The organism is Promicromonospora sukumoe (genome assembly GCF_014137995.1).
Classification (GTDB): domain Bacteria; phylum Actinomycetota; class Actinomycetes; order Actinomycetales; family Cellulomonadaceae; genus Promicromonospora; species Promicromonospora sukumoe.
This window is the reverse complement of the sequence record NZ_JACGWV010000001.1, coordinates 3,257,988-3,270,947: the sequence shown is the minus strand read 5'-3', so window position 1 is coordinate 3,270,947 and position 12,960 is coordinate 3,257,988. Positions and strand designations below refer to the sequence as shown.

General features: G+C 71.7%; 12 protein-coding genes. 9 read left to right on the top strand and 3 right to left on the bottom strand.

What is annotated here, in order from left to right; all coding sequences use genetic code 11:
• Positions 1 to 2 precede the first annotated feature (2 nt).
• Positions 3 to 500 (top strand): YfbM family protein, encoded by a 498-nt coding sequence (locus FHX71_RS14495; RefSeq protein WP_182617427.1) that lies wholly within the window; start codon positions 3 to 5, stop codon positions 498 to 500.
• Between the two features lie 571 nt (positions 501 to 1,071).
• Complete coding sequence (locus FHX71_RS14490; RefSeq protein WP_182617424.1) at positions 1,072 to 1,971, top strand: 1-aminocyclopropane-1-carboxylate deaminase/D-cysteine desulfhydrase; 900 nt, start codon at positions 1,072 to 1,074, stop codon at positions 1,969 to 1,971.
• On the opposite strand, the gene FHX71_RS14485 is transcribed toward FHX71_RS14490, so the two are convergent.
• The gene (locus FHX71_RS14485; protein ID WP_182617422.1) at positions 1,956 to 2,999 is read right to left on the bottom strand and encodes a hypothetical protein; all 1,044 of its coding nucleotides are present in this window, start codon (positions 2,997 to 2,999) and stop codon (positions 1,956 to 1,958) included. The two genes, FHX71_RS14490 and FHX71_RS14485, sit on opposite strands and share 16 nt — an antisense overlap.
• A 199-nt stretch (positions 3,000 to 3,198) precedes the next feature.
• Between FHX71_RS14485 and FHX71_RS14480 the strand changes: the two genes are divergently transcribed.
• Both FHX71_RS14480 and FHX71_RS14475 read left to right on the top strand, forming a co-directional pair.
• On the top strand, positions 3,199 to 4,062 hold the full coding sequence (locus tag FHX71_RS14480; RefSeq protein ID WP_246402575.1) for an HAD family hydrolase: 864 nt from the start codon (positions 3,199 to 3,201) through the stop codon (positions 4,060 to 4,062).
• A 21-nt stretch (positions 4,063 to 4,083) separates the two neighbouring features.
• Positions 4,084 to 4,737, top strand: a complete 654-nt coding sequence (locus tag FHX71_RS14475) for a TetR/AcrR family transcriptional regulator (RefSeq protein WP_182617420.1) — start codon at positions 4,084 to 4,086, stop codon at positions 4,735 to 4,737.
• Here the strand turns inward: FHX71_RS14475 and FHX71_RS14470 are convergent.
• The gene (locus FHX71_RS14470) at positions 4,698 to 5,105 is read right to left on the bottom strand and encodes a RidA family protein (RefSeq protein WP_182617418.1); all 408 of its coding nucleotides are present in this window, start codon (positions 5,103 to 5,105) and stop codon (positions 4,698 to 4,700) included. The two genes, FHX71_RS14475 and FHX71_RS14470, sit on opposite strands and share 40 nt — an antisense overlap.
• A 140-nt stretch (positions 5,106 to 5,245) precedes the next feature.
• Between FHX71_RS14470 and FHX71_RS14465 the strand changes: the two genes are divergently transcribed.
• From FHX71_RS14465 to FHX71_RS14450, 4 genes are all read left to right on the top strand, one after another.
• Entirely contained in the window at positions 5,246 to 6,856 is a 1,611-nt protein-coding gene (locus tag FHX71_RS14465) for an ABC-F family ATP-binding cassette domain-containing protein (protein ID WP_312877049.1), read from the top strand.
• 169 nt (positions 6,857 to 7,025) lie between these two features.
• The gene (locus tag FHX71_RS14460; RefSeq protein ID WP_182617416.1) at positions 7,026 to 7,847 is read left to right on the top strand and encodes an IclR family transcriptional regulator; all 822 of its coding nucleotides are present in this window, start codon (positions 7,026 to 7,028) and stop codon (positions 7,845 to 7,847) included.
• A gap of 221 nt (positions 7,848 to 8,068) precedes the next feature.
• Positions 8,069 to 9,145: a glycosyltransferase family protein gene (locus tag FHX71_RS14455; RefSeq protein WP_182617414.1), complete on the top strand. Its 1,077-nt coding sequence runs from the start codon at positions 8,069 to 8,071 to the stop codon at positions 9,143 to 9,145.
• Positions 9,146 to 9,149: 4 nt separating this feature from the next.
• Positions 9,150 to 10,376: an MFS transporter gene (locus FHX71_RS14450; RefSeq protein WP_182617412.1), complete on the top strand. Its 1,227-nt coding sequence runs from the start codon at positions 9,150 to 9,152 to the stop codon at positions 10,374 to 10,376.
• Positions 10,377 to 10,395: 19 nt separating this feature from the next.
• On the opposite strand, the gene FHX71_RS14445 is transcribed toward FHX71_RS14450, so the two are convergent.
• Complete coding sequence (locus FHX71_RS14445) at positions 10,396 to 11,199, bottom strand: helix-turn-helix transcriptional regulator (protein WP_182617410.1); 804 nt, start codon at positions 11,197 to 11,199, stop codon at positions 10,396 to 10,398.
• A gap of 55 nt (positions 11,200 to 11,254) precedes the next feature.
• On the opposite strand from FHX71_RS14445, the gene FHX71_RS14440 reads away from it, so the two are divergent.
• Positions 11,255 to 12,874, top strand: a complete 1,620-nt coding sequence (locus tag FHX71_RS14440; RefSeq protein WP_182617408.1) for an FAD-dependent oxidoreductase — start codon at positions 11,255 to 11,257, stop codon at positions 12,872 to 12,874.
• The last annotated feature ends 86 nt before the right edge of the window (positions 12,875 to 12,960 follow it).

The window sequence follows — 12,960 nt, the reverse complement described above, 5'->3', positions numbered from 1 at the left end:
GCATGAGCATGATCGGCGAGTACATGCGCCTCGCGCCGCACGACCTTGACCTGGCACTGGCGGACCCGGAGGCGATCCGGGACCTCATCGACGAGCTGTGGGACCTGCAGGATGCGGGCGCGGAACCGGACCAGCGCCTGATGGACATCGACAAGGCGTGGCACGGGCTGGTTTTCGTGCTGCAACGCGCTGGTGTGCCGGCCGCCGTCGTCTACGGGGACCAGCCCGTGCCGGACGCGGACGACTGGGGTTATGGGCCGCCGTCGTGGCTGAGTGTGGAGCGGGTCGCGGAACTGTCGACGGCGCTCGGCGGCCTGGACGCGCAGGCCGCGGTGGACGCGGTGCCGTCCGCCGACCTCGTCGAGGCCGACGTCTACCCGCAGGGTGCGTGGGCCCAGGAGGACGGCAAGGACTACCTCGTCGGACACCTGAAGCGACTCACGGAGTTCTTCGCCGAGGCCTCCGACGCCGGGATGGGCATGCTCGTCTGGATCGACTGAGCGGCTGGCCCCGGCTGGTCGCGTGCGCCGCGGCGAAATGCATTCCCAGGTGCTTATAAGAGGCCCAAGGAATTGTCCACCGGGAGCGGTAAACATTGCGTGAGCGCAACCCGCATTGCGTGAGCGCACAACGAACGAGCTCCCCTCGCGGAATACCCGCGAGGGGAGCTCTTCTGCTGGGGGAGTGATCCAGCGCCGCTATCGGCAGTCCCGGACGGGGCCTACCTGATCAGCGGTATCGCACCAGGTCAGAGACCCAGCAGCTGCAGAACCTGCTCGAGGGTGCAGCCGAGGTTGTCCAGCAGGTGCGAGATGATGTCGACGAGGCTCATTGGAGCTGTGTTCCTTTCACACAATGGGGATCACTGGACGACGTCCAGTGAGTCGAACGGTGTGTTCGCATTCCATACGTTAAGTACGCGACGCGGACACTGCAACGTGAAAGGGATATTGGTGCTTAAAGCGCGAAATGATTCGCGCTGTGATAGCGGAGGGGCGCGTCGATCCGCGGGCATGGACGTGAGGGGGATGCCTCGGATCAGGGCAGCCACCGGCGTGCCAGACTTCCAGCATGTCTGTGCCCGCGCTGCTGCTCCCGTCTCCGGTCGAGGTACTGGACGACGAGCGCCTCGACGCAGCAGGTGTGCGACTTCTGCTCAAGCGGGACGACCTGATCCATCCGGACCTGCCGGGCAACAAATGGCGCAAGCTCAAGTACAACCTCGAAGCTGCTCGCACGGCAGGTGCCTCGAAGCTGCTGACCTTCGGCGGCGCGTACTCCAACCACGTCCGGGCAGTAGCTGCGGCCGGGGCGTTGTTCGGTTTCGAGACGATCGGCGTGATCCGGGGCGAGGCGTACGACCCGCTGAACCCGTCGCTGCAGTTCGCCGTCGACCATGGGATGCGGCTGACCTACCTGGACCGTCAGACCTATCGCCGCAAGACGGACCGAGAGGTGACGGATCGGCTGCACGCTGAGTTCGGCGACTTCTACCTGGTGCCCGAGGGCGGCAGCAATGCGCTGGCGGTTCGTGGGTGCGCCGAAATGGTCGGCGAGATCACGGAGGGTTTCGACGTCGTCTGCTGCGGGGTCGGTACCGGCGGCACTCTGGCCGGCCTCGCGGCCGGGCTCGGGCCTGGGCAGCGTGCCCTCGGCTTCTCGTCGCTGAAGGGCGGGGGCTTTCTCTCCGACGACGTCGCTGCCCTCCAGCGCGACGCGCTTGGTGAGGCGACCGTGAACTGGCAGGTCGAGACCGGCTACCACTTCGGTGGGTACGCGAAGTCCACGCCGGAGCTGGGCGCGTTCGTCGACGATTTCCTTGGTCGCCACGGACTGCGGCTGGACTGGGTCTACGTCGCCAAGATGATGTACGGGATCTACGACCTTGCTGCGAAGGGCGAGTTCCCGGTCGGGACGCGGATCGTCGCGGTGATCACCGGGCCCGACTTCGATACTCAGGCGCGGTCGTAGAAGTCGCGTTGGGCGGCTCTGCTGGTCGATCCTTCCTGCCAGGTCAGGGTCCACTCGCCGGCGTTCACGCTGAATCTGCGTCCGAACCCGAGCCACATGCCGTGCATGCTGCGGCCACTGGGATCTATCACCATCTGGAGCGCACCGTGGTAGCTCGCTCCGCGGTATCGGCCGTCCGGAGCGGTCGTCTCGCGCCACGTGCCCGTCGCGACCGGAGGGTCGAGTGCCAGCTCCAGCCGGATCTGCGAGCCGGTCGAGTGCGGCAGTCCTTGGGCGATCCACCGCGTGCCGTGCTGGCGAGCAACCACGTAGTGCTCGTCGACTTGTTCCTCGTCCTGGCTGGAGCTGCGGTACCGGTACTGCGAGTGCCAGATTCCTTCGACGCCGCTCTCGGTGGTTGACATGCCTGGCGCGGCGGCTGGGTCAGCGCCCGCCAGCGGCGTGGACGCTGCCGCCAGGGACAGGCCGGCCGAGAGCTTGAGCAGGACCGAACGCCGCGTGTCCGGAGCGCCGGAACGGACCGCCCACGCGGTCGTCAGACGCGCCAGCTCGCTCACGTCCATCTGGTCCAGCGAAGCCAGGAGGCCGCTCAGTTCCACCTGGGTCGTGTCCCGGGCATCGTCGTCGGGGGACAAGTCCTGGGAAAGGGTCTGGAGCGCCCGGACGTCGCGGAACGTCGCATCGCGGTGCCGGAAGTCCGCGCAGTCCCTGACCAGGTCCGACAGGGCGCACTCGTAGAGCTCGGCGAGGCGCGCGAGGACGTCGAGCGAGGGAGCGTGACCGGTCGGCGCCGGCCACTGTTCCCAGTACGAGAAGTTCTTGAACGTCTTGGGGTCGTCCGGCCAGCGCTCGTTCCACCTGTCCGCAGCGTCCTGCTGGCTCCAGCCGTGCACCATGCGTAGCGCCGCCCGAAGGTTCACGCCGAAACGTCCGGTGAAGACCATCGCGATCTCGGACCACGTCCGTTGTTCGGCGCGCAGCTGTTCGGCCAGGGCACGCTGCTCGGCTTTCCTGCTGCGCGTCTTCATGGTCGCCCCCTCCACATCTCCCGGTGAGACGGGGAAATCCTGCCACGAGCCTCACGCCTGCGCAGGGTGTTCTGAGCGGCGCATCGGACCTTGGATTGACCTCATGAGAGCCGAAATTCGCGACAGGGCAACGCCAAACCGCAGTCGGCGTCGAACCCCTGGATCGGCTCCCGTCCGTGCGACCCCACCGAAAGCGACCATGACCATGAACGAGCAGGACGACCAACGACGCCAGCCGCTCCTGGCCGCGCTCGACATCGACGGCACGCTGGCGCGGCCGGCCACGATGCAGATCGACCGGTCCGTGCGCGACGCGATCGCCCGGTTCGTCGCCGCCGGCCATCACGTGGTGCTGTCATCGGGGCGATCCCTGGTCGGCGTGCTGCCGATCGCGAGGTCGCTGGGGCTCGCCGAGGGCTGGGCGGTCGCCTCGAACGGTGCGGTCACCGTCCGCCTGGACCCGCGGACCCGGCGTGGCTACGAGCTCGACGACGTGCAGAACTTCGACCCGGGGCCCGTCGTCCGGTCGTCGCGCGCCGAGCTTCCCGGCCTGCAGATCGCCGCGGAGCGGGTGGGCTGGGGCTACGACGTGACGCACCTGTTTCCCACGGGGCAGCTCAACGGCGCGCAGCAGATCGTCTCCGCACGAGACCTGGCGGGGCGGGAGACGACCCGGCTCGTGCTGCGCGGGCCCGGTGCCGGGCGGCTGGCGGAGCCGGTCCGGGCCGCCGGGCTCTCCGCCGTGCTCGCCGAGGAGGACTGGCTGGACGTCACGGGCCCGGGGCTGAGCAAGGCGACGGCGCTGGAGAAGGTGCGGGCCAACCTCGGTGTCGAGCCCTCGCGGACGGTGGCGATCGGCGACGGGCGGAACGACCTGGAGATGTTCCGGTGGGCCGCCCACGCCGTGGCGATGGGGCACGCGCCCGCGGTGGTGCGGGAAGCGGCCGACGCCGTCACCGGAACCTTTGACGAGCACGGGGCCGCCGTCGCCCTCGACGCCCTGCACGCTGACACGCTCCACGCCGACGCCCTGCACTCCGACACCAGGCCAGCCTTTTCATAGTGATGCTATAGAATCACCGGCATGGCGAGGCAAAAGGACCCGGCCGTCCGGACCCTGCTCCTGGAGCGCGCGGCGCGGATGCTGCGCGAGCGGGAGCCCATCACGCTGCGGTCCCTCGTCGACGGCACCGGGGTCTCGACCATGGCGGTCTACACCTACTTCGGCGGGATGGACGGGGTGTGGCGCGCGCTGCGCCAGGAGGGCTTCACGCTGCTGGCGGCCCGGTTCGAGAAGCTCGCCGTCCCTGAGGACCCCGTCGAGGACCTCGTGGCCGGGGTGGCTGCCTACGCGGTCAACGCCCTGGAGCACCCCGACCTGTACCGCGTCATGTTCGACGCGACCGTCGAGCTGGAGGACGTCGAGGCCGCCGAGGCGACCCTCGGGTACCTCGTGCGGGCCGCGCGCCGCTGTCACGACGCCGGCCGGATCGCCGAGGACACGGACCCCGAGCGGCTCGCCACCGAGGTCTGGACCGTCTGCCATGGCATCGTGTCGCTCGTCGTCAGCCGGGTCGCCTCACGGCGCACCCTCGCCTCGGGCATCCCGCTCCTCACCGCGGTGATCGTCGCCGCCGGCGACGATCCCGCGGTGTGCCGGCGCTCGGTCGAGGCCGGCTGGGCCGCGCTACGGCCGCCTCAGGGCAGGACGGCGATGGCGTCGACCTCGACGAGGTAGCCCGGCGCGGCCAGCGCGGTGACGCCGATCCAGGTGCTCGGCTGCTGGAGCTCGACGCCGAGGGTGGCGGCCGCGCGCTCGCGGCCGACGACGAACTGCTCGGCCTTCTCGGCGTCGAGCTCGACGATGTAGACGGTGACCTTGGCGAGGTCGGCCGCCGTCGCCCCGACCGCGTCGAGCGCGGCGGCGATGTTGAGGTACGCCTGCTCGGCCTGTGCGGCCACGTCGCCCGCGCCCACGAGGTTGCCCTCGGTGTCCCAGGACACCTGCCCCGCGAGGTACACGGTGCGCGAGCCCTGCGTCTCGGCGACCTGGTGGTGGACGTCGACCCGGTTGACGCCTTCGGGGTGTACCAGCTTCACGGTCATGGCCTTGCCTCTTCCTGTGTGTCTCTCCCTGCGGACACCGATAACATAACACGGCAATGCTATGTTATCGGGGTGGCGCTGGTCACACGACCTCGGAAAAAGACGTCTCACCGTCGCGCCCCGGACCGTAGGGTCCGCAGGTGAGCGACTCCCTGGCCCTGCACGACGTCACCTACGTCGCCGGCGGGAGGCGCATCCTCGACGGGGTCTCGCTGCGCGTCGGCCCCGGCCGACGCACCGGGATCATCGGCGAGAACGGCACCGGCAAGTCCACCGCCCTGCGGCTCCTCGCCGGGGACCTCCACCCGCACGGCGGGCACGTCGAGCGACCGGCCGACGTCGGCTACCTCGCCCAGGAGCTGCCCTTCGTCCCCGACTCGACCGTCGGCGAGGTCGTCGACGACGCGCTGCGGCCCGTCCGCGACGCGCTCGAACGCCTCGGCGCCTCCGCCGAGCACCTGGCCGGCGTCCCGGCGCACGCGGCGGACCACGAGACGGCGTCCGCGGCCTACGCCGAACGGCTTGCCCAGGCGCAGCGCACCGACGCCTGGGACGCGGACCGCCGCGCGGCGCAGGTGCTGCGCGCGCTCGGGCTCGACACGATCCCCGCCGACCGGACCCTGCGCACCCTCTCCGGCGGGCAGCGTGGCCGGCTGGCGCTCGCGGCCCTGCTCCTGCGGCAGCCCGCCGCGCTCGTGCTCGACGAGCCGACCAACCACCTCGACGAGGCCGCCATCGCGTTCCTCGAGGAGCACCTGCGCGCGTTCCCCGGCGTCGTCGTGCTCGCGAGCCACGACCGCGCCCTGCTGGACGCCGTCTGCACGGGCCTGGTCGACCTCGACCCCGCCGCGTCCGGACCGGTGGTGTTCGGCGGCGGCTACTCCGCGTACGCCGACCACAAGCGGGCGGCGCGGCAGCGGTGGGAGCAGCGCTACCGCGAGGACCAGGAGGAGCTGGAACGGCTGGCCCTCGCCCTCATCGAGGTCGCCCCCGAGCACGCCTCGGACCGGGTCCGGCGCGACTCCGAGAAGATGGGCTACGGGCACCGTGCCGGCCGGGTGCAGAACCAGGTCGCCCGACGCGCGCGCGACGCCCGGCGGCGCCTCGTGGAACGGGCCCGCACCGCGGTGCCCGCCCCACCGCCACCCCTGCGCCTGAGCGCCCCGCACGTCGCGCTGCCCGCGTCCGAGGGCCCGCTCGCCGAGATGACGGACCTCGAGGTGCCGGGCCGGCTCCGGGTCGCGCGCCTCATGGTCGACGCCGGGGACAAGCTGCTGGTCACCGGCCCCAACGGGGCGGGCAAGTCCACGCTGCTCGGCGTCCTCGCCGGCGAGGTCGGCTTCGCCGGAACCCTCCGACGGCGCCCCGACGCCGAGATCGCGTACCTCCGCCAGGACACGGAGCTCGAACGTCCCGAGCGGACCGCCGAGCAGACCTACCGCGACACCCTCGGCGAGGAGGCCGCCGAGCGGACGCCGCTGGCGACGCTCGGGCTGCTCGCCGCGCGCGAGGCCGGCACACCCGTCGGCGACCTGTCCGTCGGGCAGCGGCGCCGGCTGGCGCTCGCGCTCGTCCTCGCCCGCCCGCCGCACCTGCTCCTGCTGGACGAGCCGGCCAACCACCTCTCGCCGACGCTCGTCGACGAGCTGGAGGACGCCTTCGGGCAGGCGCCCGGCGCCGTCGTCGTCGCCGGGCACGACCGGCTGATGCGCTCGCGGTGGCAGGGGCGCCTGTTCTCACTCGACCAGTGAGCATTGCTCGATCACCGGTCATTCATGATTAATCATTTCTCAGGGTGAAAAGCCACCGGGTGAAGAACCTTTGAATTTCTGGGTCCGCCGAACGACCATGAGTGATTCCTGAGTGCGAACGAAGATCGTCCTCGTTGGTGCCGACATCCAGTGATGTGGAGCGATCTCGTTGTCTGCCTCTCGCCCGACCGCCGCCGTCCCCGGGCTCCGTAGCCCGGACCGCACGCTGCGGATCGTGGAGCACCTCAGCCGCAGCCCGCAGGGGCTCACCGCCAAGCAGCTCGCGCGCCGCACCGGCATCCCGGTCAAGACCGTCTACCACCACCTACGGACGATCACCGACCGCCGGTGGGCCTGGCGCGGCGCGGACGGCCGGCACTACTTCCTCCCGGACGTCCTCGGCCCGGCCGTCGACGTGACCGCCCGGCTGGACCGGGTCCGGCCGGTGCTGCGCCGCCTGGCGGCGCAGACCGGGTGCGGCGTGTTCCTGACCTCGCTGCGCGACGGGCAGCTCGTCGTGCTCGCCCACAGCGAGACCACCGGTGCCCCGCGCCTGGACGACATCGCGGACGGCCTGCCGGAGGCCACCCACGCCACGGCCGGGGGACTCGCCCTGCTCGCGGCGCTGCCCGCCGACCGGCGGCACCGCTACCTGAAGGCGGCCGGGCTGCGCCCCTTCACGGGGCAGACCGCCCGCAGCCAGGACGAGGTCGACGACGAGCTCCACCGCGCCGCGGCGTCGGGGGTCTACACGGAGCACGGCCAGTGCCGCAGCGACACGGCGTGCTCGGGGGTGCTCGTGCGGACGGGGCCGCGCACGTCGGACAACCTGGCGCTCGCCACGGCCATGCGCATCGACGTGCCCGACGTCCGGCGGCGCACGGCGGACCGGCTCCTGCGGCTGGCCCTGGCGGACCTGGTGCCGATCCTGGGGCCCGCGCCGACGCCGGACGAGCTGGCCTCCGCCGCCGCCCCGGCGCCGCAGGCCTAGCCCGGGGAAAGGGCACGTTCTCACGGACGTAACACATCCGGTACGGGGAATTCATCAATTCGAATCAGGTGGCTATTCCTGCGATTTTCGGCCGAAAGGTCGGCACGCAGCGTATAGGCCGCCGAGTTTTTCGCCCATAACGTGGTCAGAAGTCGGCCCGAACGGGGCCGGCTTCGCCTGAACACCGGCTGACCGCCGCCCTGGACGAAAGGCTCGAAAACATGGATGTGATGCGTACCGTCAAGGAGTTCGAGGGATTGTCGAGCGGCCTCGACGGCGTCGGGAGGACGACGTTCACCGCCCCGCCCGCGGGGCCGGCGTCGTCCACCAGGAGCCTCCTCGAGCTGACGGAGCTCCTCGCGGACGCCCCCGTCGTCGCGGTGTGCGAGAGCAACAGCATGCGCAACGTCGGCGACCACTGGTCCGCCGTGGGCCGGACGGTCGCGTGGGTCGAGCGGCTCGGCCGCACCATCAGCCTGTACGAGGCGGCGTCGCTCCAGGCGCTCGGCAAGTTCTCGCCCCTGCAGGGCAAGCTCGTGATCGTCGGCGGGAGCGGCCTGGTCGGGCCCGGCCGGTTCGAGACCTGCGTGGAGTCGATCTTCGCCCAGCGGCCCGCCTCGGTGGCGCTGTGGGGCATCGGCCACAACTACCAGGAGGGCGTGCAGCTCGACCCGACCACGGGGTGGCGCCGGCGGGTGCTGAAGGACGGCGTCACCAGGATCTGGCCGGAGTGGCTCGGCAAGGCCGACGTCGTCGGGGTGCGGGACTGGGACGCGGGCATGCCGTGGGTGCCGTGCGCGAGCTGCATGCTGCCCGCCTTCGACCTGCTGCGCGAGCGCGAGCCGGAGCACGAGTTCGTGGTGCTCAACCACTACGAGCGCGGCATCGACACGTCCCGGCCGCTGGCCACGGGGGCCGACTTCGAGCACATCACGAACAACACCGAGGACATCCTGGAGACCCTGACCCGGCTCGCGTCGGCGAAGGTCGTGGTGTCCAACTCGTACCACGCCCTGTACTGGGCGCTGATGCTGGGCCGCGGCGCGGTGTCCGTCGCGCCGAACTCCACGCGGTTCCACGGGTTCCGGTGGCCCGTCTCGTACGCGAGCCAGGCCGACTGGCCGAGCGCCGTCGAGCACGCGCGGCCGGCACCCGAGGCGCTCGGGCAGGCGCGCGCGGCGAACGTCGAGATGTCCCGGCGGGTGCTCCAGATCGGCCGCAGCCTCGGCCTCGTCGACCCCCGGGAGGCGATCGACCCGGCCGAGGGGGCGCGGGTCGACACGCTGACGGCCCGCTGAGCCCGTGCCCGAGTGGGTACGGCTGCTGGGTGACCAGGCGCTGCGGTGGTACTGGCTGGGCCGGGTGCTGTCCCTGGTCGCCGCCTCCGTGGTCCTGGTCGCCACGCCGATCGCCGTCTACCAGCAGACCGGCTCGGCGCTGTGGGTCTCGGCCCTCGTCGCCGTGCACGGCCTGCCCTACCTGGTGCTGGGGCCGGTCGCCGGGGCCGTCGCGGACCGGAACGACCGCACGGTCGTGCTGCGGTCCTGCGAGCTGGTCACCGCCCTGGCGGTCGGCACGCTGCCGGTCGCGGCGGCGTTCGGCGGCCTCACCCCGGTGCACGTCGTCGTCGCGGTGGCCGTCGCGCGCACGGCCTTCGTCTTCGCCGACGCCGCCAACTTCGGGCTGGTCCCCGCGCTGGCACCCCCGGGCCGCCTCGCAGCGGTGACGGCGCTGCTGTTCGCCACGAGCAGCGTCGTGGAGATGGTGGGCCCGGGGATCGTCGGCGCCCTGTCGGCGTTCCTGCCCGCCCCGTCCACGATCGCCGTCGGCGCGTGCGCCTCCGTCCTGGCGGTCCTCTGCTTCCAGCGGGGGCGCCTCCCGCGCGGGGCCGCGGCGGCCTCGGAGGTGCCGGCGGGCATGTACCGGGCGATCCTCGACGGCGCGCGCTGGCTGGTCTCGCACCGGCGGGTGCGGTCGACCATCCTGCTCGGCGTCGCCGTCACGGCCAGCCAGGGGGTGTTCGTGTCCCAGGTGGTGCCCTGGACCGTGCGGCGGCTCGACGTCCCGGCCGGCGGCGGCACCACCGGCATGCTGTTCGCGGCGTGGGCGGTCGGCGGGCTGGTCGCGACCGTCGTTGTGCCGATCGCGACCCGGCGCAGGACCGAGCGGTCCGTCGCGTTCGCGGGCCTGTGGGTCGCGGCGGCCGGGGCGATCGGCTGCGGGTTCGCGACGGTGGTGCCGGTCGCCCTGGCCCTGACCGTGCTGTGGGGCTCCGGCTACCTCTCGGTCGTGCTCGCCACGGTCGTGTGGCGGCAGCTCGCCACCCCCGACCGGCTCCGCTCCCGGGTGAACACCGCGGCCCGCATGGCCGCCTACGGCGTCGGGTACCCGCTGGGCGGCCTGCTCGGCGGGTGGGCGACGACGCTGTCCGGGCCGCACGTCGCGATCGGGGGAGCGGGGATCGTCATCGCGGCCGTGGCCGCGCTCGGCCTGCGCGGGCTCCGCGGGAGCGGGCGCGGGCGCGGGTAGGCCCTGCCCGTCGACGGCCTTAGCCGCGCGCCGTCGACGTCCGCAGCTCCGACGGCGACAGGCCGGTCGTCTCCTTGACCTTCCGCGAGAAGTGGAAGCTGGTCTTGAACCCGCAGCGGACGGCGATCGAGCCGACCGGGAGCCCCGTGGAGGTGAGCAGCTCGACGCCCAGCGAGATGCGGCGGTCCCAGAGGTAGCGGACCGGCGTGGTGTCCATGTGGGTGCGGAACATCCGGACCAGGTGGGCCGGGGTGACGGACGCGGCCTGCGCGATGTCGGTCAGCGTGATCGGCTGTTCGAGGTGCCGGTGGATGAACAGCCGGGCCTCCTCGATCGACCCCGGCAGCGCGGCGGGCAGGTTCCGGAACTCCGCGATGAACCGCCACAGCACCGCCGTCGCGAGCGCGTCCACCAGGGCGCCGTCGGCCGTCAGCCGGGTCTGCTCCGTGGTGACGGCCTCGCGGGCCAGGTAGGTCAGGGCGGACGACAGCGTCCGGGTGGGCCGGAGCGACTCCAGCCAGACGCGCATCTGCGCGGTTGAGTTCTCCATGCGCCCGCGGACCAGCGTCTCGCCCGTGTCGAGGTGCTCGTCGAACCGGATCTCCTCGGTGTGACCGGGCAGGAGGAGGCAGATCTCGCCGGCGGACACGTGGCGGGGAGCGCCCCCGTCGAGCCGCAGCGTCAGGGACCCCGAGTGGATCAGCATGAGCTGGATCTCCTGCTGCCGGCGTGGCCCGATCCGGGACCCCGCGGGCTGCACCAGGTTCCTCGCGGTCGCGTCGGCGATCCGGAGGCGACGCGCGGTGGCATCAAACTGGGACACACAACAGTGTATTGCAGTCATGTAAATAATGGTCAAATCCTGGTCTCATCTTTGTATGCGTGAAAACGAGACACAGCTTCTGGTCGTCGGTGGTGGTGTGGGCGGCGTGATGGCCGCCGTGACCGCCGCCCGTCGCGGTATTCGGGTGGTGCTCACGGAGCCCACGGACTGGCTGGGCGGAGTCCTGACCGCCCAGGGAGTTCCACCGGATGAACACGTCTGGATCGAGCAGTTCGGCAGTACCGCTACATATCGGGAATATCGAAATTCCGTGCGGGAGTACTACCGGCGCAACTACCCGCTGACCGACGACGCCCTGCGCCGTCCGGCGTTCAACCCCGGCGGCGCGAAGGTCTCCGACCTCTGCCACGAGCCCCGGGTCACGCTCGCCGTGCTCGAGAGCCTCGTGGCCCCGCTGCGCGGCTCGGGCCTGCTGCAGGTCCTGATGGAGCACGAGCCGCTCGCCGCCGAGACCGACGGCGACCGGGTCACGGCCGTGACGGTGCGCGGCTCGCGGACGGGGGAGACGACGGTCGTCTCCGCCGACTGGGTGATCGACGCGAGCGAGACCGGCGAGCTGCTGCGGCTGGCCGGCGTCGAGTACGTGACGGGCGCCGAGGCCGAGGTCGACACGGGCGAGCCCCACGCCGCGGCCGTGGCCGACCCGATGAACATGCAGCCGGTGTCGGTGTGCTTCGCGCTGGACCACCGGCCCGAGGAGGACCACACCATCGACCGGCCGGCGGGGTACGACCAGTTCAGGGCGGCCCGCGCCGTCGACTGGCCCGACGGCCAGCTCTCGCTGACCGCGCCGCACCCCAAGACGCGCCTCCCGGTGCGGCACCAGTTCTGGCCCAACCCCGACGACGACCTCGCGAGCATCCGGCCCGACTACGCCGACCAGCGGGTGGGCTCGATGGACCGCAACCTGTGGACCTTCCGCCGGATCGCGGCCAGGGCCAACTTCCGGCCCGAGGCCTACCCGAGCGACCTCACCCTGGTGAACTGGCCGCAGATGGACTACTGGGGCGGGCCCGTCTTCGACCACCCCGACGCCGAGGCGCACGCGCGCGCCGCCCGCGAGCTGAGCCGCTCGTTCCTGTACTGGCTCCAGACCGAGGCGCCCCGGCCCGACGGCGGCACCGGCTGGCCGGGACTGCGCCTGCGCGGCGACGTGCTCGGCGACACCGAGGACGGCCTGGCGAAGACCCCCTACATCCGGGAGTCCCGCCGCATCCGCGCCGAGCACACCATCGTCGAGCAGGAGCTCTCCCTCGCGGTGCGCGGCGACGAGGGTGCCGTCACCTACGACGACAGCGTCGGCGTCGGGATGTACCGCATCGACCTGCACCCCTCGACCGGCGGCGACCCCTATATCGACATCGGCTGCTGCCCGTTCGAGCTGCCGCTGGGCGCCCTGCTGCCCGTCCGCGTCGAGAACCTGCTCCCCGGCGCGAAGAACATCGGCACCACGCACATCACCAACGGTGCCTACCGGATGCCGCTCATGGAATGGAACATCGGCGAGGTCACGGGCCACCTGATCGCGTTCTGCGTGCAGCACAAGGCCACGCCCCGGCAGGTCCGCGAGGACGAGGACCTGCTGGCCGACTTCACGCGCGAGATCGAGACCGCCGGCATCGAACGGCACTGGCCGCGGGTCACGGGCTACTGACCCGGCCGCCCGGGAAGAACAGCGGGCACCACCACGCAGGCACCACCACGCTGGATCAGGCAGGAATCATCAAAGGAGATGACGTC